We start from the raw sequence: 19,493 nt of genomic DNA, 5'->3' as shown, positions 1-19,493 counted from the left end.
AGCAGACGTGAAGGTAGTGAGTACGGCCTCCCAAGGTTCTCGCTACCGAATTTAAAATACTCAACGATTTTAACGAATCTCCCCGGAGGATGGCTTCCTGTCATCCCGGAGTCCCCGAAGGGAAGGGCGAGTTGCCATCCGATGGGGCGATAGAAGGATTATAAAAATGAAGAAGTTTGCTCTTGCTGCCGTAGCCGTTGCCCTTAGCGCCGGTGCTGCTTTCGCTGAAAATCCACATGTTGGTGAACCAGCTGATCTTTATGCAAACGATCGTACGCCTGTTGCAACCCAGGGCGTTGACTACACGGCTCCTGCTTCTATCCAGAACCAGACCTATAGCGACGGTTCTGCACACCGCTTCGGTGATGCATCGCCTTCGAGCTACCAGAACTAATCATTCTGGCAGTGAAATAAAAAAAGGCGAAGCTCTTGGGCTTCGCCTTTTTGTTTGATTATGCTGACAAATTAATCACGCAGCAATTCGTTGATCGAAGTCTTGGAGCGGGTCTTTTCATCGACGCGCTTGACGATGACGGCGCAATAAAGGCTCGGGCCCCAGTTTTCGCCCGGAACATTTTTACCCGGCATGGTGCCAGCGACAACAACCGAGTAAGGCGGTACTTCACCGTAGAACACTTCGCCGGTTGCCCGGTCAACGATCTTGGTGGACTTGCCGATGAAGACGCCCATGCCGAGCACGGCACCTTCGCGAACGATACAACCTTCGACGACTTCCGAACGAGCGCCGATGAAGCAGTTGTCTTCGATAATGGTTGGCCCAGCCTGCATTGGTTCCAGAACCCCGCCAATACCGACGCCACCCGAGAGATGCACGTTCTTGCCGATCTGCGCGCAGGAGCCGACGGTTGCCCATGTGTCGACCATCGTGCCTTCGTCGACATAAGCGCCGAGATTGACAAAAGAGGGCATCAGGATCGCGTTTGGTGCAATGTAAGCGGAATGACGGACGACGCAGTTTGGAACGGCGCGGAAGCCGGCTTTCTCAAATTCGTTGGCAGTCCAGCCATCAAACTTTGATGGAACTTTGTCCCACCAGGACGACTGGCCGGGCCCACCCTTGATGACTTCCATCGGGTTGAGGCGGAAAGAAAGCAGCACGGCTTTTTTGAGCCACTGATTGACCTGCCAGTTGCCGTCCGCCTGTTTTTCTGCCACACGCGCTTCACCGCGATCAAGCATAAGCAGCGACTGTTCGACAGCATCGCGAATTTCGCCGCGGGTTGCCGTGTTGATGCCATCGCGTTCGTCAAAAGCCTTTTCGATGACCTTCTCAAGGGAGGCGAAATCTGGCTTGGTCATATGGCGGTCTCCATAAAATGGCAGGATAAACGGCTGCCGTCTTTTCGGTCGGCAGTTGTCACAGAAGTGATTAAGCGAAGGCACCATATGGGTCAATCGCGTTATTGTGCGAAATAACTGATCGCAATTGTGCCAGATTAAGAATTTAACGCCAGAATGGGTGCTAAAATACCGATACGCATTGAAATTGAAGGAGCAGGCAAGCATGAACCCGATGGAGAAGACTGGCTGGACGCCTTTCCCCAATTCTGAGGAAGCCGTTAAACAGGCACGTACGGTGCCAAAGACGCCTCAGACTGAGGCTGAGGCCTATAGGCTCGCCTTCATGGATGATGACTTCATGACGCGACGTGATGTGCGTCCAATCCGGCTTCAGCTTGAGCTTCTTAAACCCGAACTGATCCTTGCGGATCGTGGCATTAAATCTACGGTCGTTTTGTTCGGTGGTGCACGTATTCCAGAGCCGGGCGGCGAAGCCTGGGCTGCGAAAAATGAAGTGCAGAAGAAAAATCTGGAGGCCAATTCGCGCTATTATGAAGAAGCACGCAAGTTTGCCCGTATCTGCTCTGAATATTCTGCGACCACCTACTATCGCGAGTTCATCGTGGTTACGGGTGGCGGCCCGGGTGTGATGGAAGCTGGTAATCGTGGGGCGGCGGATGTTGGTGCGCCGACCATCGGTCTCAACATCGTTCTGCCGCATGAGCAGGCACCGAACGCCTATGTAACGCCGGAACTTTGCTTCAACTTCCACTACTTTGCGCTGCGCAAGATGCACTTTCTGATGCGTGCAAAAGCTGTCTGCGTATTCCCCGGCGGTTTTGGCACGATGGACGAGCTGTTTGAAGCCATGACGCTGATCCAGACTGATCGCATGGAGCGTATGCCACTGATCCTGTTTGGCAAAGAGTTCTGGAGCAAGGCGATCAATATCGAGTTTCTGGCAGAGCAGGGCACGATTTCGCCTGCCGATATTGAACTGCTGACCTTTGTCGAAACAGCCGACGAAGCATGGGACGAGATCAAGAACTTCTATAAGCTTTGATCTCTTCTATTATAGCATTTCCAGCAAAAGTGCGAAGCGGTTTTGCGTTGGATAATGCGTAAAAACAAACAGTTACAGCGGTTCCAACGATTCCTTCTTAACTGGAACCGCTGTAAAGATTCCAGAGCGCCCGGTCTGTTATGACCGGGCGTTTTCGTTTTCTAAGTATTCGCGCGGGCGGTGAACGAGTGTTACCAGCACGACTGAAATAATCATCAGCAGATACCACGAGCCAAGCTTGCTCATTGAGACCAGCTCCCAGCCATTGCGCTGGTTGGGATAGAGCCAGGCTTTCGACCAGGTCCCGATGTTTTCCGCGATCCAGATGAACAGCGATGTGAGCAGGAACGCGACCAGCAGCGGCATTTTATGCCTGAAGCGAAACACGCGATAATGCATGCTTGTGCGCCAGTAGAGCGCGAAGGTTGCGGCAAACAACACCCAGCGCATATCCCAGATGAAGTGGTGGGCGAAGAAATTGATATAGATCGCAGCCGCCAGCACAATCGTCGTCCAGAGCGGCGGGTAGTGGTTGAGCCTGATATCGAAGATGCGGTTGATACGCGCCATATACGAGCCGACAGCTGCATACATGAAGCCTGAAAACAGTGGCACGCCACCGATCCGGAAGAAGTTTTCCTCCGGATAGATCCATGATCCCGCATGGGTTTTGAATACTTCCATCGCCGTTCCGACAATATGGAAAATGACGATGACCTTGGCTTCTTCCCAAGCCTCCAGCTTGAAGACAAGCATTCCAAGCTGGATCACAACAGCGGAGAGAAACAGGAAATCGTAGCGGGTGATAAATCCTGCAGCACCCCCAATTCCACCTTCTGGCCAGAACCAGCGTGTAAGGATGATGAGACCCAGCATTGCGCCGCCAAACAGGCAGGCCCATGCCTGTTTCAATCCGAAAACGAGAAACTCAATTAGCGCATCGCTGATGCGATGCCGGGGCAAGCTGTCGAGAAGGCGGTGAGCCGCCTTATCGATGCGCTTTTCAAGGCCGGTGAACTGCCTATCGGTCTGCAATTATGGTTTCCAGAAACTGGGTCAGATTATCGGTCACATAATCCACCTGATCGGTGAATTCCGGGTCACTTTCCCAAATCTCCGAGAATGTCGGCTCAAAATTGTTTGGAACCACCAGCACGGTTTTCATGCCCAATGTCTTCGGCACGACAAGATTGCGCGCCAGATCTTCAAACATGACTGCCTTTTGTGCGTCAATGCCGAATGCGCCGAGAAAACGATCATAAGTGACACGTTCTGGCTTGGGTGTCAGGCCTGCTGCAACGATGTCGAAAATATCGTCGAAATCATCAAGAATGCCGAGCTGCTGTGCTGCACGTTCCGCATGGCCGCGATCACCATTGGTGAAGATGAAACGGCGGCCGGGCAGGGCACGAATGGCAGCCCCGAGTGTGGGATCGGGTTTCAACCATGAATAGTCGATGTCGTGGACTTGTCTGAGAAAGTCGTCAGGATCGATCTCATGGCACTCCATCAGGCCCTTCAGCGTGGTGCCATATTCCAGATAAAACTGCTTCTGAATCTTGCGCGCTTCGTCACGCGGCAGTTTCAGGAGGTTCTCGACATAACTCGTCATGCGTACGTCGATCTGGGAAAACAGATCGGCTGCGTGCGGATAGAGCGTATTGTCGAGGTCGAATACCCAGTCGGTAACGTGGGCAAAGGCCGGAGCATCAGGTTGATTGGTCATAAGTCTTTATGTCACGAAGGCGGGCCAAGAAAAAGCCGCCCGAAGGCGGCTACTGGATTACGGTACAATCAATGTTCCAGCACCATGCTCCGTGAAAAGCTCAAGCAGTACGGAATGCGGTGTCTTGCCGTTAAGAATAACAACGCCCTCAACGCCGCGACGGATCGCATCGATGCAGGTTTCGACCTTCGGGATCATGCCGCCCGAAATCGTGCCGTCCTTGATCAGCGCCTGTGCATCCGCAACCGACAATTCCTTGATGAGCTTCTTGTCCTTGTCGAGAACGCCCGGGACGTCGGTGAGGAACAGAAGACGCGTTGCAGCCAGCGCACCAGCGATAGCGCCTGCAAAGGTGTCTGCGTTGATGTTGTAGGTATGACCGTCGCGACCGGGTGCGACGGGTGCTATAACCGGGATCATTTCCGAACGTGCCAGAAGATCGAGAAGTGTGCGGTCAACTTCTGCTGGTTCACCAACGAAGCCAAGATCAAGCACTTTTTCGATGTTGGAATCCGGATCGACAACTGTCTTGTGCGCCTTGCGCGCGAAAACCATGTTACCGTCTTTGCCGCAGAGACCGATGGCCCATTCGCCTTCGGCATTGATAAGGGCGACGATTTCCTTGTTGATGGAACCGGCGAGAACCATTTCCACCACTTCAACGGTCTTCTCGTCGGTGACACGAAGACCGCCTTCAAAGCGCGATTCAATGCCGAGCTTCGTCAGCATCGCCTGAATCTGTGGGCCACCGCCATGAACGACAATCGGATTGATGCCTGACTGCTTCAGAAGCGCAATGTCTCGGGCAAAAGCCTTGCCCAGTTCAGGGTTTCCCATGGCGTGACCGCCATATTTCACCACGACATTCTTGTTTTCGTAGCGCTGCATATAGGGCAGAGCTGCGGACAGGAGTTGCGCTTGCATTTCAGGATTTTCAAGAGTCGTCATCGCGGGCTCCATGGCTGGCGACAGGGCAAGAGAGGCAGGCTTTTCTAAGCAATATGCACTGTTCTGTAAAACGGTTTTCCATTGTTTGTTCGCGAATATTTGAACGCGTTGCCAAAGATCGCCCAATTAAAATCCTATGAGTGCGCGAGAAGATTGCGCATAACACATGCTCTCGAATGGAGTGGTTCAATGCGGCGGACAGTTTTCACGACTTTGATTTTTCTGGCAGGCATAGGTGTGTCGCAGGCAGCCTCGACGACCGAAACCATCATCATGTTACGACATGGCGAAAAGCCGGAACAGGGTTTGGGGCAACTCAATTGCCAGGGCCTGAACCGTGCGCTGAAACTGCCTGCGGTGATTGAGCAAAAATTCGGCAAACCGGATTTCATTTTTGCGCCCAACCCGGCGCAGCTGAAGGAAGATAAGGGCGCGATCTATTCCTATAATCGTCCGCTTGCCACGGTTGAGCCGACGGCTATTACGTTTGGAATGCCCGTTGATACGCGCTTCGGCTTCAAGGATATTGAGGAGCTGCAAGCCACCCTCGCACGGCCCGAGTATCGGAATGCCACCGTGCTTATCAGTTGGGAGCACAAGCAGCTCGTAAAGCTTGCCAGAAATATCGTGAAGGACAGTGGTGCCGATAAGGCTCTCGTGCCAAAGTGGCCGGGCGAAGACTTTGACAGCATGTATGTTCTGCGTATCACGCGCGATGGCGCAAAAACCACCACGCGATTTGAACAGCTCAAGCAGGGACTAAACAATCAGTCGGCAAGCTGTCCGAGCTAGTCTATTCCTTCGCGACAAGCGCGATAGCAGCGCGCAACTCATCAAGGCCGAGGCCTTTTTCCGATGAGGTCGTGATGATACCGGGGAAGCAGGCTGCACGCTTCTTGGTGAGCGTGTGAGTTTCTTCCATCAGACGAGGAATGCCTGCCGCCTTGATCTTATCAATTTTGGTCAGCACGATCTGATAGGAGACAGCCGCCTTGTCGAGCAAGTCGAGCACTTCCGCATCGTTCTTTTTGATGCCGTGGCGCGAGTCGATCAACACATAGACGCGTCTCAAAGTGGTGCGTCCACGCAGATAATCGAATACAAGTCGCGTCCACGCATCGACGTGCGCTTTCGGTGCTTCTGCAAAGCCATAGCCAGGCATATCGACGAGTGCGAGCGGCGGAAGGTCACCATTCTCACCGGAATAACCATCGGGAACGAAATAGTTGAGTTCCTGCGTACGGCCCGGCGTGTTCGATGTACGGGCCAGACCCTTCTTGCCGACAATCGCATTGATAAGCGAAGATTTGCCGACATTCGAGCGTCCGGCAAAAGCGACTTCAACCGGACCTTCCGGCGGCAGGAATTTCATCGAGGGCACGCCACGGATGAAGATCCACGATTTTTTGAAGAGCAAGCGTCCTTCTTCGACCAAAGCCGCATGGGCTGCACGGGTCGCATCTGCTGCTAACTGGGCTGCTGCCTGCTTTTTGTCCTGATCGCTCAATGTGGTCTTCCTGATCCGTATATTCCGTAAAAGACACGCATCACGGTTACGCGCCGCATTGTCAACCGCTCTGGATCAACGAGCACAAAAAAAGCCCCGCATCTGCGGGGCTTTTTGTCTTTTTACTTCTTCGCCTCTTTCGGCTTTCGCCTGAAGAGGTCTTTCAGATTGTCAAAAAGTTCGATCTTGACGCCCTGACGTTTCATAATCACAGCCTGCTGGGTGATGGAAAGCGTGTTGTTCCATGCCCAGTAGATGACGAGACCTGCTGGGAACGATGCCAGCATGAAGGTGAAGATGATTGGCATCCAGGTGAAGATCATCGCCTGTGTTGGATCTGGAGGCGTCGGGTTCATGCGCATCTGCAGGAACATGGTGATGCCCATAATCAGCGGCCATACGCCGATCATCAGGAATGCCGGAACTGCGAATGGCAGAAGGCCGAACAGATTGAAGATCGATGTTGGATCGGGTGCTGCAAGATCCTGAATCCAGCCAAAGAATGGCGCATGGCGCATTTCGATGGTGACGTACAGAACCTTATAGAGCGCGAAGAATACCGGAATCTGGACCAGCACTGGCCAGCAACCTGCAAGCGGATTGATCTTTTCCTGCTTGTAGAGCTGCATCATTTCCTGCTGCTGCTTCATCTTGTCATCCGCATATTTCTCGCGGATTTCCGTCATCTTCGGCTGCACCAGCTTCATACGAGCCATCGACTTGTATGACTTGTTGGCGAGCGGGAAGAACAGGCCCTTGAGCAGAACGGTGACGACCAGAATGGCGACGCCGAAATTGCCGGAGAACTTGTAGATCCAGTCGATGAGGTAGAACATCGGCTTGGTGATGAAGTAGAACCAGCCCCAGTCGATCAGCAGTTCAAACTGCTTGATGCCCAGCTTTTCTTCGTAGTTCTTAATATCCGAAACAACCTTGGCACCAGCGAAGACGTGGTTCTTGATGGTGCTGGCCTCACCAGCGGCAACTGTGATCGGCGCGCTGAGGAAATCCGACTGGTAGCGCGGACGGTCATTGGTGAAGTGCGAGAAACGCGCCGTGTATTTTTCGTTCTGTGGCGGAACGAGTGTGGCTGCCCAATATTTGTCGGTGATACCGACCCAGCCACCAGTCACGTCCTTGAACGAAATGTCCTTGTCGTCTTCAACCTTAGAATACTTGATTTCCTGAAGGCCGTCCTGACCCATGACGCCGATAAGGCCTTCATGGAGAACATAGGTAGCGCTTGCATGCTCAGGCTGGTTGAAACGCGTTACACGACCGTAGGAAGCAAGCGAGATCGGAGCGCCGGTGTTGTTGGTGACCGTATCGTCAACTGCGAACATGTAAGCATCGTCAACCGAGATGACGCGCTTGAATGTGATGTTTTTGTCGTTGGTGTAAGTGAGCGTAACAGGCGTCGAAGCGGTCAGCTTGTTGTTGCCTTCAACCGTCCAGACAGTGTTGGGGCCGGGAACTTCGCCAGTTGCTTCGTTGCCGGTAAAGCCGAGCTCAACGAAATAACCCTGCTTGAGAGCCGATGGGGCAAGCAGTTCGATTTCAGGCGACTTGTTGTCAACGGTCTCGTGATACTTCTTGAGATAGAGATCGTCGAGACGTGCGCCGGTCAGATTGATCGAACCGCGCAGCGAAACTGTGTCGATGTCCACGCGCTGCGACTGCGCTGCAGCAGCTTCGCGGGTCAATGTGCCGCCTGCGGCTGCGCCATCGCTCTGGCCGGGTATCGCGCCGGACGTACCGGGCATCTGTGGGGTATCACCCTGCGAGCCGCCCTGGGCTGCCTGCTGGGTCTGGCGCTGCTGCTCCTCAATGCGTGTCTGCTCCCGCTGGGCTTCCGTTTTCGGCCCCAGATAGAATACTTGCCACAGCGTTAATACGAGGATGGACAGGGCAATGGTGATGAAGAAATTACGATTATTTTCCATTGACGGGTCCTGATTCCGGTCTTTCCGTTCGGCGTTTCTTTTCGTCCCGCCGCCCATCCGTAGCTTTTAAGCGTTTGGAGAGTTCTGCGGTCAGTTGCGAAAAGGGCGCAGTGAGTGCCTGCTCGCGTGCTACGATCACATAGTCTGTCGAAGCCGCCATGTCACGCCCCACGTGACAACGAACCGCTTCTCGCAACCTGCGTCGGATACGATTCCGTATCACTGCATTGCCGTTTTTCTTGGTGACAGTGAAGCCTGCGCGGGGTTTTTCGCCGATTTTGGCAGCTTCAGATTCTTCTTCGGACCGTTTCCGGACTTCCAGAAGAAACAGTGGACCACGCCGTTTTTCACCATTCCTTACAGACAAAAACTCCGCTCTCTTGCGAAGGCGGAGTATTTGTTTCTGCTTTTTCATATCTTTATTCACCGCGCTGCTCGCGCGGGAAAAGATTAAGCGGAAAGCCGCTTGCGACCGCGCGAACGGCGAGCAGCAAGAACCTTGCGACCGCCGGCAGTTGCCATGCGTGCACGGAAACCGTGACGACGCTTACGGACGATGTTTGATGGCTGAAAAGTGCGCTTCATTTATTTAATACCGCGGTGTGCGGCCCTTCTTGGTTCTGTCTTTGAACAGGAGCTAGTTCATTCCCTCGCGGATCGGACAGCACAAACTATCCGTAGACCCGTGCGGGCGAACGTGGTGCGGCTTATAAGAGCAGGGGCATCAAGAGTCAATTCCCACACGGGCATTCCAAGCAAACATGTGATCAAGCCAAACATCACTAACGACGGGGTGGTTTCGCCTTGTTGAGCGCGATAGCTGCGCGGACGAGCACTTTCAACGCATCTTCATTGATGGCTTCGCCTTCGCGGATGTCGATTGCTCGTCGCATATTGCCTTCGAGGCTTGAGTTAAAGAGAGTGGATGGGTCCGCAAGGGATGCACCTTTGGCGAAGGTCAGCTTGACGACACTTTTATAAGTCTCGCCCGTACAGATAATACCTGTGTGTGACCAGACCGGCACACCGCGCCACTTCCACTCTTCAATGATCTCCGGATCGGCCTGTCTGATGATGGTTCTGACCTTTGCAAGCGTTTCGCCACGCCAGTCTGAAAGTTCCCTGATCCGTGCATCGATCAATTGCGAGGGGTTTTTGTCTTCATCCGCCTTCACTGTGTTGTCTTTGGTCATGGTGGCTCCATCCCATTCAGGGTGATCATAGCACTGCACTTTATTGTAGGCGAGTGTGAGGGATGTTGCGGGCATTTTCGATGGAATTGCGTGTTTGATACTGCGATCAGGCATTGCCAAAGCGGGCAGGGGCTTTAATAAGGATGCGCAACATTTTCAAAAAGCGGGACCATTTCCGCAGCAGTCATGAGAGGAGTTCACCATGAGCATCCGTCGTATCGAAGTCGGACCACGTATGAGCCAGGCCGTTGTTCACGGCAATACCGTTTATCTCGCTGGCCAGGTTGGTGCTCCGGGCGCAAGCGTAACCGATCAGACCAAGGCTGTTCTGGTTGAAGTTGATCGTCTTCTCGCGGCCGCTGGTTCTGACAAGTCGAAGATCCTGCAGGCCATCATCTGGCTCGCAGACATGAAAGACTTCGCTGAAATGAACGCAGTCTGGGACAGCTGGGTCGACAAGGCCAACACACCAGCGCGTGCGACCGGGGAAGCAGCACTCGCGACCCCTGACTACAAAGTCGAGATCATCATTACTGCTGCGATCTAATTCTTTGTAATTGCCGATTGAAAACCCCGCGCAAGCGGGGTTTTTTATTTGCGTATCCGTTCCGAATAGCCTTCGCGACCACCCGCTTGTGCTTTTTCGTCGATGGATGCACGCTTCTCTATCTCTTCAAGTGTGCCGTTATTTTCAAGCCAGCCATGGTCATAGAGATAGCCTGGCAGGTAGCCGGACAAGAGAATGCGGTAATCGAAGGGGAATGTTGGGTCGAGCACGCGCGCCATTGTGAAAATGATCGTCGTGCAATTGGCGCTCAGCGTATTATAGAATTTGGCCTCAGACGCCAGTTCGTTTCCCATTTCGACATAAGAGAGAAACAATTCGCGCGCACCTGCCGGAGGCAGGTTCACGCGGTAGCGATAGACATCTTCTTTCCGCACATTGGTGCGCAGGAAAACGATGTCACGTTCTTCAGCTGCAATCATAGCCAGCTCGAATTCACGGAAGAAGCCGCCGATCGCGGAATAGACTTCGTGATGTTCCTTGCGGATCTCACCGGAAAAGACGACATGCCGCCCATCTTCAAAACCGAAGGACAAAAGCGTGTGGGCAATTGCCGGTCCCGTCCAATAGGACAGATAGACATCGACTGAGTTTATCTTGCTGAGGTCGTAGGTTTCGTCTTTCCAGACTGGCGTGAAGTCCTCTGGCGTGCGCCAGTCGAAATCCCGGACGTTGAAAAGAGTGACCTGATCGCCATCCACCTTGCCCGTGACGGTGCGTGCGACTTCGGGAGCCCATATGCGATCAAGTGAAGGGCGGATGGTCGCCCACCAGCCAAGGAAGATAAGCGCAAGCAGACAGAAGAAGAGCCGCTTGCGCATACAAAAGAACTGGCGCTCTCCTGCTATTACCCAAATTGCGATGAAGAGCCAGGCTGCGATGATCGAGCCGCGCACGGCAGTGCCAAAGGGGAGCTGGAACCACATCGCGAAACTGGCCCAGGTTGCAAAGAAGATAACGAATAAAATGAAGACCAGTTTGCCTATGATGCGGACGGCTCTTGATTTCAATATAGAAGACATGGACATCCCGTATTCGCCTGGCGCTTCATTTGCCGAAGTTGTGGCGATACTGACATGATTTGCATGGGAATGTCATCGCCTATCCTGCAGGAGAGGCGATTTATCTAATAGATTAGACTTTATAAAAATAAGAAGAGCGTATATTATTTCTTGAGTATTACAGCAGTTTCACGCGGGCGTTTTACTTGTTTGTTTCTTTTTGCAAATGGGCGTGCAACGCGCCACAAAAGCAGCACCGCTACAATGGCTGCATAGATTACTGGTTCGGCGGGCCAGCTTTTAACAGACATTAGAAAATGTATCGCGCCACCAGCAATGGCAATATAGACAAGCTTGTGCAGCGTGACCCAGCGTCGACCGAGTTTGCGAATGGACCAGTTGTTGGAAGTCAGCGCCAACGGAACCAGAAGCGCCAGACTGATCATGCCTATGGTTATGAATGGTCTGCGGACGATATCTGCAACGACAGCCGGGATGCTGAGTGCCTGATCCAGCACCATATAAACAGTAAAATGCATCAATACATAATAGAATGCGAGAAGGCCAAAGGCGCGCCGATAACGGAGCAGGCTGATGCCAGTGACATCGCGGATCGGTGTTACGAGCAATGTCAGGATAAGGAAGCGTAGAGCCCAAAGGCCGAGCGTATGTTCAAAGCTTTTGACGGGGTCTGCGCCGAGCTGGTCGGTGGCACCGAGATAAAACGCCCATAAGGCGGGAACGAAGCCGATTGCATAAAGTGCCCACACCTTCCACCAGCCTGGTTTGAACTGGGTTTGACGGTTGGACTTTTTGGTTTGTATCGTGGCTGCAACGGTCATTTCAGTAATTCTTCTGCAGGTCCATGCCAGCATAGAGCGATGCCACTTCCTCAGCATAGCCGTTGAAGGGCAGGGTAGGGCGGCGGCTGGAACCGAAGAAGTTGCCTTCACCGATCCTGCGCTCAGTGGCCTGACTCCAGCGTGGATGATCGACTGCCGGGTTCACATTTGCATAGAAGCCATACTCATTGGCGGCTTGCCGCTGCCATGATGTTGGTGGCTGTTTCTCGACGAAGCTGATCTTGGTGATCGATTTGATACCCTTGAAGCCATACTTCCATGGAACAACAAGCCGGATGGGCGCGCCATTGGCGTTAGGGAGCGTTTCACCATAAAGACCAACCGAGAGAATCGTCAGCGGGTGCATCGCCTCGTCCAGACGCAGGCCTTCGACATAGGGCCAGTCGAGAACCTGGAACAGTCCCTTTTGTCCCGGCATTTCTTCGGGGCGGACAACGCCGGTAAAGGCGATATATTTTGCGGAGCCGAGCGGTTCGACTTGAGAAAGCAGGCTTGCCAGCGGAAAGCCGATCCACGGTATGACCATCGACCATGCCTCAACGCAACGCATCCTGTAGACGCGTTCTTCGAGCGGCATTTTGGCGATCAGATCCTGAATGTCGAATTCCTTCGGCTGTTTCACAAGACCGTCAACCGTCAAGCGCCATGGTAAAGGTTTGAAATCACCCGAATTGGCAGCTGGATCGCTCTTGTCGGTGCCGAACTCGTAAAAATTATTGTAGGTCGTAACAGCTTCCTTGGGCGTGAGCTTTTCATCGACCTTATAGGACGAGGCTTTGGCGGCAAGGGGGTCTGCAAATGCGCCAGAGGCCATTCCGGTTGCTGCCAGCGCGCCAAGCCCGACCATAAATTCGCGACGCTTGAGATAGAACGCACGCGGCGTTACCTGATCGTCCGTCAGTCGGGCAGGCGAGAAGCGGCTAAATTTAATATTGATCATCGTTCTGAAATCCGTTCGTCATAATCATAGCTTAATTCTCCGCCCAAAGGCGTCGAAATCATGAATAATTTGCTGTTCTTTTTCTAGCTCACGCTTTGTTGATGGGATTTGAGGTGCTGTAACGGAATTGTAACAGGGCGTAATTATTCGTGTGATCTGCCACATTTTCGCTAAAACTCTGCTGTTAAGAGCCTTACATTCATCGAGCCGGCAGGGGTCGTAGAGAACCCGCGTGGAGCTGCCTTAAAACCTTCGTTAACATATCAGTGGCAAGTTGAGCTTATGGTAAAGAAGACGTTTATAGCTGCCATTATGATGGCGCTCGCAGCAACAACAGGCACCGCATTTGCGGAAGGCCAGCCCACGCCTGTAAAGGTTATGAGCAAGGCTCAGGGCATGGCGTTGAACGGCATTTCTGCCTCAATGAAAGATGAAACAGGCACTCCCCAGCTTGGTGAGGGCGTAACCATGCGCGATAAGAAGATGGACGCAGAAACAACTCCCGAACAGAATTTTTCGCGCAGCAAGCGGTTCATTTATCGCTTCTACACGCCTGAAAACGCTTCCAACGAACTGATTGTCCTTCTGCATGGTTCGGGCGGCAATGAAGCAAGCCTCGTGCCGCTCGCGTCCAAAATATGGCCACGTGCAACGCTGTTGGGTATTCGTGGTCGTGTAATGCAGGATGGCGGTACGCGCTGGTACAAGCGCATTACCCCGGTCAAGTTTGACCAGAAGGACGTGAAGCTTGAGGCCAATGCGTTTGTGACATCGCTGACGCGCCTGGCTGAAGAGAAGGATCTCGACCTCTCACACGCAACCTTTGTCGGTTATTCCAACGGTGCCAATTTGCTGGCTGCAACCATGATGTTGCACCCCGATCTGGTGAAGCGCGCGGTTCTGATGCGTTCCATGCCGGTTCTGGACAATGTGCCGGTGGCCAATCTTGGCAAAGCCCGCGTGTTGACGATTACGGGTCAGGAAGACAAGCTTTATTCGCCTTTTGCGCCAGCTTTGTCGGCCCTGCTGCGTTCTGGCGGTGCGAAGGTCGATGCCCGCACAATTGAGGCTGATCATATGCTCGGTGAAAAAGACGCGGCAGCGATTAGCCAGTGGGTTGCATCGCTCGGGCCAGATGGTGGGCCAACTGTCACGATGAAAGCGAAATAGTTTAATTGAAAAAGGCCCCAACCGGGGCCTTTCGTTTTAGTTTGTTCAAACCTATCAGGCTGTTGTCATGTCGATGACGCCACAGTCACCTGTTTCAGAACCAAAGGCCAGACGGCTACCCTGATCGTCCCAGCCCATGCTGGAAATAGCACCTTTGCCCGGACGGCGCAGAAGAACTTCCTTCTGGTCCGAGAAGCGCACAAGAAGAACCATGCCGTCATTGTAGCCAATAGCAGTGATGTCTTCGACCGGATGGCAGGCAACGGCTGTTACCATACTGTCAGCACGAAGCCCCAATTCTAGCGGCGCTTTGCCCATCGGGCCATCCTTGCCAGCAAATGGCCAGACGATTGCGGCCGGTGCACCGGAGGTCGCCAGCCACTTGGCTTTAACGCTCCAGGACCAATCCTTGACCTTTGCCGGATAGCCCGTCATGCGCATGTGCTTGGTGTCTTCCAGACGCCAGCCGTGCAGCGCATTTTCCTGCATCGAGGTGATCAGGAAGCGGCCGTCAGGGGAGAAAATGACGCCGATATGGGCGCCTTTCCACTCAAGTTCTACAGGCTTTGCTTCGGTGCCGGTCCAGATCAGGGTCGCGCCGTTGTAGCGCGCGATTGCGAGACGTTGCCCTTTGGGTGCAAAGGCTATGCCTTCGACGCTGCGTTCCTGCGAAAATTCCTGCACTTTACCATTGGACGTGCGAACCCACGCCGTGCGCCCGGAGGCAAACCCAACGGTTCCGCCGGGGCCGCTTGCGACCGCAGTCATCCATTTGCGAGGGACTTTGGCCAGCTCGGTAACTGTTCCGTCAGAAGCAGTCTGGCAAACGCGGCCGTCTTCCCCGCCGGTTACCAATGCCTTGCCGTCAACAGTCAATGTTGCGCTGAGCAGCCCATCATGAGCAGTGCTGGTTTGGTGGCCATTGTCCAGCCGATGGATGGTTCCATCGGCCAGAGCAAAGAAGGGAACGCCGCCGATGAAGCGGGCATAGAGACAATGACCATCAAGGTCGAGCGGGGCAACTGTAGGCATCAGCGTCCAATTTTGCTTTGGCAAGTTTACTAGACCGCCGGGCGTCCTATTGGACGCCCAAAGGTCGCTCTAACCCTTTAAAATCAGAGCATAATTTTACCTTAAACTGATCCAAGTTTAAGGAATTATGCTCTAGGATTGGCAGTTTTCAAAACCGGCTTTAAGTTCGGCTGCATTGAGCTCGCGTCCGATGAAGACGAGACGGCTTTCATGCTTTTCTTCCGGCTTCCATGCGCGCTGGTGATCGCCTTCGATGATCATATGAACGCCCTGAACCACGTAGCGGTCAGGATCGTCCTTGAACGCGATGATACCCTTGAGACGCAGAATGTTCGGCCCCTGTGTCTGGGTGATGTTCTGAATCCAAGGGAAGAACTTGGCCGGATTGATTTCACCAGCACGAAGCGAAACGGATGTTACCGTCACATCATGGATCGGTGATGCATGGTCATGATGATGGTGGTCGTGCCCGTGCCCGTGCGCGTGATCATGCCCATGGTCATGGTTGCAATCTGGACCGCAGGTGTGGTCATGATCATGGTGGTGGTGATGATCGTGCCCGTGATCATGATCACAGTCAGGTCCGCACACATGATCGGGATGATCGTGATCGAGGAAGTGAGGATCATTCTCGAGCGCGCGCTTCAAGTCGAACGCACCGCGATCAAGGACGCGCTCAAGCGGAATCGAAGCGCGTTCAGTACGGTGAATGATGGCATGTGGATTAATGGCGCGCACAGTCGCTTCAACCACGGCCAGTTCTTCCGGTGTCACGAGATCGGTTTTGTTGATCAGAACCACGTCGGCAAACGCGATCTGATCTTCAGCTTCGCGGCTGTCTTTGAGGCGCAGTGGCAGGTGCTTGGCATCAACGAGTGCGACAACCGCATCAAGGCCGGTCTTGGCGCGCACATCGTCATCCATGAAGAATGTCTGCGCAACAGGAACAGGATCGGCAAGCCCAGTGGTTTCAACGATGATGGCGTCGAAGCGGCCTGGACGGCGCATCAGGCCTTGTACCACGCGGATCAAGTCTCCGCGCACGGTGCAGCAGATGCAGCCATTGTTCATTTCGTAGATTTCTTCGTCAGATTCGACGATCAGATCGTTGTCGATGCCGATCTCGCCGAACTCGTTGACGATGACAGCATAACGCTTGCCGTGATTTTCGGTGAGGATGCGGTTGAGAAGCGTCGTTTTACCCGAGCCTAAGTATCCGGTCAGAACGGTAACGGGAATGCGGGCCGCTTCTGTGCCAGCGTCGTTGATCGACTTGTCCTCAGTTTGGGCTTCAGCCTGGCTCATTGTTCATGCCTCTTGAAGTTGCTGCCTTTCGGTGCGCGCACAAACATGCGCCATCAAGGCTTCAGATCGGGTAATTCATATAAGGGAAGGAGCCCGTGAATGCTATATGCAATGCTATATTATTACATAGGCTCCAATCACGTTCTCGCCAATTGCTTGGGCGCAAAGCGTGCAAGGTCAAACTGATCCACGTCATGGAGAAGTTCAATAAAGCCTGCAACAGCGTGCGCGAGAATTTTTTCGCCAGCCTCAGCAGTTGCAGCACTCGCATTACCCGCAACGCCTTCCGAATTCAGATCATGCATCTTCCAGCCGAACGCGTGCGGGCCATAGGCGCGCAAATGCTTGAATTGTTTTGCGAAGTCGGATTGTTCATTGGAGAAGTGTGCAGCCTTCGTCATATCGACGAGATCGGGGCGCAGGGCCAGCATCACCGATGTTTCGATAAAGCCACCATGAATATCAAGCGCCTTATCATCGGGCGCAATCAGACCTTCCGGCAGGCCGAACCGGGTCCAGCTTGTGGCCACAGCCAGCATGTCGAGGCGTGTGCGCAGTTCGGTCGCGACAATGGTCATCAGCGGTGCGTTGCCGCCATGGGCATTGAGCATTACCAGTTTGCGGATGCCGCCTGCATGAAGGTTCTCACCCATGCCGATCCACTGATTGACAGCTTCCGAAAATGCGAGAGTCTGTGTGCCCTCTGTATCCATGTGCTCGATAGAATAACCGATAGGCTGGGCTGGCAGAAAATTGACATTGAGAGCAGCTGGCAGGGCTTCGTTGACTCGCGCCACAATGCCTTCTGCGATGATGGTATCTGTTTCAAATGGCAAGTGGGGGCCATGTTGTTCGTGAGCGCCAAGTGGCAGGACGACGATCATGTCACTGTTCTGGTCGCGCAGGTTTGTCATGTTTCCCTCATTCTATTTCATCTAAAATCGAAGCCTAACGCCAGTGAGCTGCAACCGCAAGCTAAGCCCTTACTTTGTTAGATCGAGAAGAGTTTCATCGATGTGGGCAGTCAAAATCGCAAGTTGCACAAGAGTGTGCAGCCATTCTGCCATCATACGATTTTTACCAAATTGATAACTACAGTCATATTTACTGGATGCATGTTTGTTATTTCATAAGTCAGACAATATTTTACTTTATAAATATGTGTGACAATGTCGATCCAGCGACAATCCAAAGTCGCAACAAGGGCGAGGTGGCGATGAGTAAGGACAATAAGGCGGTCATGCTGTACCGGCTGCAATCTGTAGCGCGTCTGACACGCACTGTGTTGGCAACACGTCTTCTGGAGCTTGGACTCTATGCTGGTCAGGATGCGGTTATGCTGCAACTTGCCTCGGAAGATGGTTTGCCTCCGGGCGTTTTGGCCCAGCGGCTGGGTGTTCGCCCTCCGACTATCACCAAAACCATCACGCGCCTGCAAAGCCAGGGCTTTGTCGTCAAGCGAGCCTCGGAAACGGATCAGCGTCAGTCACATGTCTATCTGACGCCGCAGGGGATCGAAGCAATCAAGGTTATCGAAAAGTCCATTCGCAAGACGGAAAAGGACATGTTGAAAGGCCTCGACAAGAAAGAACGTAAGGCTTTCCTGAAGATGCTCGGACGCATGGAAAGCAATCTTGCAGTGCGCGGTGCGGCACGTCTTGTCGACGAGTTGGACAAGGAAGTTGTTGATGACGATGATGTGGAATAGGTGCATGGTCGCTAAGACGCACTGAAAAAACTTTCAATTCAATGATTGCAATGGCATAACCATCTGCAAGATGGGATGGCCGCTCCTCTGATTGTCTGGCCGATGCCATCCTGTTTCGACTGTGGCAAGACCATTTCGGGGAGGCGACTTGGCTCAGAAAATCAAGCTTTCGACCATCGCAGACGCGCTTGGTGTTTCAACGGCCACCGTTTCGCTGGCATTGCGCGACAGTCCGCTTGTCGCTGATCAGACACGCGAAAAGATCAAGGAACATGCCCGCACCATCGGTTATATTTATAACCGAAGAGCGGCGAGCCTGCGTACATCCCGTTCCGGGATTGTAGGCGTTGTTGTGCATGACATTATGAATCCGTTTTTTGCCGAGATTTTGCGGTCGATTGAAACGGAGCTTGATCGTTCGCGTCAGACCTTCATTCTGTCCAACCATTACGATCAGCTGGAAAAGCAGCGCACCTTTATGGATACGCTGCTGCAGCTTGGTGCGGATGGCGTGATCATGTCACCAGCCATTGGCACGCCGGCGGAAGATATTCAGCTTGCTGAAGATAATGGTCTCCCGGTCGTGTTGATTGCACGCAGCGTCGAAGGCGTTCATGCGCCCGTTTTCCGTGGCGACGATGCCTATGGTATCGGACTTGCGACCAATCATCTTATTTCGCTGGGCCATACACGGATTGCCATGATTGGTGGTACGGACCAGACCTCGACAGGCCGCGATCGTTATCGCGGTTATGTGCAGGCTATGGATAAGGCCGGACTTCTGGTGAACCCGGAATGGCGCATTTCAGGTCCGCGTACCAAGCAGGGCGGCTTTGAAGTCGCGCCGCAATTTCTGGCATTAAAAGACAAGCCAACCGCCGCTGTTTGCTGGAACGATCTGACTGCCATCGGTCTGATGAACGGTATTTCACGGGCAGGCCTTGTGCCGGGTGAAGATATTTCTGTCACCGGTTATGACGATCTCGAAGAAGCAGCGATTGCAACGCCTGCGCTCACGACAGTCTGGAATGGTCAGCGCGAAGTTGGTCGTCGGGCTGCGCGCGCGCTTCTTGATCAGCTGAACGGGGTTGAGGTTTCGTCAAACCAGGAACTTATCAAACCGGAACTACACATCCGGCAATCGACTTCCAAGCCCAAACACGTTTGATTATCCTTGATAACCGGACCGGGTTCTCTGGTCCGATGAATTTTGCTTGAACATAAGGA

Annotated in this window: 22 protein-coding genes; 7 read left to right on the top strand and 15 right to left on the bottom strand. The window is 53.3% G+C overall.

All coding sequences use genetic code 11. From position 1 onward, the window contains the following. Positions 1-166: 166 nt before the first annotated feature. Positions 167-394 (top strand): hypothetical protein, encoded by a 228-nt coding sequence (locus CEV33_RS09400; protein ID WP_007876402.1) that lies wholly within the window; start codon positions 167-169, stop codon positions 392-394. A gap of 71 nt (positions 395-465) precedes the next feature. Here CEV33_RS09400 and dapD read toward each other — a convergent pair whose 3' ends face one another. After that, positions 466-1,320, bottom strand: coding sequence for a 2,3,4,5-tetrahydropyridine-2,6-dicarboxylate N-succinyltransferase (gene dapD / locus CEV33_RS09395; RefSeq protein ID WP_094540213.1), 855 nt, complete (start codon positions 1,318-1,320; stop codon positions 466-468). A gap of 205 nt (positions 1,321-1,525) precedes the next feature. On the opposite strand from dapD, the gene CEV33_RS09390 reads away from it, so the two are divergent. Then, a complete protein-coding gene (locus tag CEV33_RS09390) occupies positions 1,526-2,365 on the top strand; it encodes an LOG family protein (protein ID WP_024899255.1) in 840 nt (279 codons plus the stop codon). A gap of 138 nt (positions 2,366-2,503) precedes the next feature. On the opposite strand, the gene CEV33_RS09385 is transcribed toward CEV33_RS09390, so the two are convergent. From CEV33_RS09385 to argB, 3 genes are read right to left on the bottom strand one after another with little or no spacing between them, the layout of a single operon-like run. Continuing rightward, the gene (locus CEV33_RS09385) at positions 2,504-3,400 is read right to left on the bottom strand and encodes a DUF817 domain-containing protein (protein ID WP_094540212.1); all 897 of its coding nucleotides are present in this window, start codon (positions 3,398-3,400) and stop codon (positions 2,504-2,506) included. Continuing rightward, positions 3,387-4,091 (bottom strand): pyrimidine 5'-nucleotidase, encoded by a 705-nt coding sequence (locus tag CEV33_RS09380; RefSeq protein ID WP_094540211.1) that lies wholly within the window; start codon positions 4,089-4,091, stop codon positions 3,387-3,389. Before CEV33_RS09380 ends, CEV33_RS09385 begins: the two co-directional genes overlap by 14 nt. Positions 4,092-4,148: 57 nt before the next feature. Continuing rightward, on the bottom strand, positions 4,149-5,039 hold the full coding sequence (gene argB, locus CEV33_RS09375) for an acetylglutamate kinase (RefSeq protein WP_024899259.1): 891 nt from the start codon (positions 5,037-5,039) through the stop codon (positions 4,149-4,151). A gap of 189 nt (positions 5,040-5,228) precedes the next feature. Here argB and CEV33_RS09370 point away from each other — a divergent pair, with 189 nt between their 5' ends. Continuing rightward, positions 5,229-5,831 (top strand): hypothetical protein, encoded by a 603-nt coding sequence (locus tag CEV33_RS09370; RefSeq protein WP_094540210.1) that lies wholly within the window; start codon positions 5,229-5,231, stop codon positions 5,829-5,831. 1 nt (position 5,832) lies between these two features. Here CEV33_RS09370 and yihA read toward each other — a convergent pair whose 3' ends face one another. The 5 genes from yihA to CEV33_RS09345 all read right to left on the bottom strand — a co-directional run bounded on the left by yihA (position 5,833) and on the right by CEV33_RS09345 (position 9,682). Continuing rightward, complete coding sequence (yihA, locus tag CEV33_RS09365; RefSeq protein WP_235818391.1) at positions 5,833-6,474, bottom strand: ribosome biogenesis GTP-binding protein YihA/YsxC; 642 nt, start codon at positions 6,472-6,474, stop codon at positions 5,833-5,835. A 194-nt stretch (positions 6,475-6,668) separates the two neighbouring features. Further along, a complete protein-coding gene (yidC, locus tag CEV33_RS09360) occupies positions 6,669-8,489 on the bottom strand; it encodes a membrane protein insertase YidC (protein ID WP_094540208.1) in 1,821 nt (606 codons plus the stop codon). Then, on the bottom strand, positions 8,479-8,904 hold the full coding sequence (rnpA, locus tag CEV33_RS09355) for a ribonuclease P protein component (RefSeq protein ID WP_036567963.1): 426 nt from the start codon (positions 8,902-8,904) through the stop codon (positions 8,479-8,481). The genes yidC and rnpA overlap by 11 nt, the downstream gene beginning before the upstream one ends. 35 nt (positions 8,905-8,939) lie before the next feature. Next, positions 8,940-9,074 carry a 50S ribosomal protein L34 gene (gene rpmH / locus CEV33_RS09350; RefSeq protein WP_094540207.1) on the bottom strand — a complete coding sequence of 45 codons (135 nt, stop codon included), beginning with the start codon at positions 9,072-9,074 and terminating at the stop codon, positions 8,940-8,942. A 197-nt stretch (positions 9,075-9,271) separates the two neighbouring features. Beyond that, positions 9,272-9,682, bottom strand: coding sequence for a DUF1801 domain-containing protein (locus tag CEV33_RS09345; RefSeq protein ID WP_094540290.1), 411 nt, complete (start codon positions 9,680-9,682; stop codon positions 9,272-9,274). A gap of 202 nt (positions 9,683-9,884) precedes the next feature. Between CEV33_RS09345 and CEV33_RS09340 the strand changes: the two genes are divergently transcribed. Continuing rightward, the gene (locus CEV33_RS09340; protein ID WP_094540206.1) at positions 9,885-10,229 is read left to right on the top strand and encodes a RidA family protein; all 345 of its coding nucleotides are present in this window, start codon (positions 9,885-9,887) and stop codon (positions 10,227-10,229) included. A 44-nt stretch (positions 10,230-10,273) separates the two neighbouring features. Here the strand turns inward: CEV33_RS09340 and CEV33_RS09335 are convergent, their stop codons facing one another. The 3 genes from CEV33_RS09335 to msrP all read right to left on the bottom strand — a co-directional run bounded on the left by CEV33_RS09335 (position 10,274) and on the right by msrP (position 13,051). Then, positions 10,274-11,269 carry an Lnb N-terminal periplasmic domain-containing protein gene (locus CEV33_RS09335; protein WP_208620174.1) on the bottom strand — a complete coding sequence of 332 codons (996 nt, stop codon included), beginning with the start codon at positions 11,267-11,269 and terminating at the stop codon, positions 10,274-10,276. Positions 11,270-11,412: 143 nt separating this feature from the next. Continuing rightward, positions 11,413-12,090, bottom strand: a complete 678-nt coding sequence (gene msrQ / locus CEV33_RS09330) for a protein-methionine-sulfoxide reductase heme-binding subunit MsrQ (protein ID WP_094540204.1) — start codon at positions 12,088-12,090, stop codon at positions 11,413-11,415. 1 nt (position 12,091) lies between these two features. Further along, positions 12,092-13,051 (bottom strand): protein-methionine-sulfoxide reductase catalytic subunit MsrP, encoded by a 960-nt coding sequence (gene msrP, locus CEV33_RS09325; RefSeq protein ID WP_094540203.1) that lies wholly within the window; start codon positions 13,049-13,051, stop codon positions 12,092-12,094. Between the two features lie 282 nt (positions 13,052-13,333). On the opposite strand from msrP, the gene CEV33_RS09320 reads away from it, so the two are divergent. Continuing rightward, positions 13,334-14,221, top strand: coding sequence for an alpha/beta hydrolase (locus CEV33_RS09320; RefSeq protein ID WP_094540202.1), 888 nt, complete (start codon positions 13,334-13,336; stop codon positions 14,219-14,221). A gap of 54 nt (positions 14,222-14,275) precedes the next feature. On the opposite strand, the gene CEV33_RS09315 is transcribed toward CEV33_RS09320, so the two are convergent. The 3 genes from CEV33_RS09315 to CEV33_RS09305 form a co-directional block, all read right to left on the bottom strand. Continuing rightward, the gene (locus CEV33_RS09315; RefSeq protein WP_094540201.1) at positions 14,276-15,253 is read right to left on the bottom strand and encodes a WD40 repeat domain-containing protein; all 978 of its coding nucleotides are present in this window, start codon (positions 15,251-15,253) and stop codon (positions 14,276-14,278) included. 132 nt (positions 15,254-15,385) lie between these two features. Then, positions 15,386-16,558 carry a CobW family GTP-binding protein gene (locus tag CEV33_RS09310; RefSeq protein ID WP_094540200.1) on the bottom strand — a complete coding sequence of 391 codons (1,173 nt, stop codon included), beginning with the start codon at positions 16,556-16,558 and terminating at the stop codon, positions 15,386-15,388. Positions 16,559-16,695: 137 nt separating this feature from the next. Beyond that, positions 16,696-17,472, bottom strand: a complete 777-nt coding sequence (locus CEV33_RS09305; RefSeq protein ID WP_094540199.1) for a creatininase family protein — start codon at positions 17,470-17,472, stop codon at positions 16,696-16,698. Positions 17,473-17,774: 302 nt separating this feature from the next. On the opposite strand from CEV33_RS09305, the gene CEV33_RS09300 reads away from it, so the two are divergent. After that, positions 17,775-18,266 carry a MarR family winged helix-turn-helix transcriptional regulator gene (locus CEV33_RS09300; protein ID WP_094540289.1) on the top strand — a complete coding sequence of 164 codons (492 nt, stop codon included), beginning with the start codon at positions 17,775-17,777 and terminating at the stop codon, positions 18,264-18,266. 148 nt (positions 18,267-18,414) lie between these two features. Next, on the top strand, positions 18,415-19,434 hold the full coding sequence (locus tag CEV33_RS09295) for a LacI family DNA-binding transcriptional regulator (RefSeq protein ID WP_094540198.1): 1,020 nt from the start codon (positions 18,415-18,417) through the stop codon (positions 19,432-19,434). Positions 19,435-19,493: the final 59 nt, after the last annotated feature.

This window comes from Brucella grignonensis (assembly GCF_002252505.1).
Classification (GTDB): domain Bacteria; phylum Pseudomonadota; class Alphaproteobacteria; order Rhizobiales; family Rhizobiaceae; genus Brucella; species Brucella grignonensis.
This window is presented reverse-complemented; position numbering and strand designations above follow the sequence as displayed.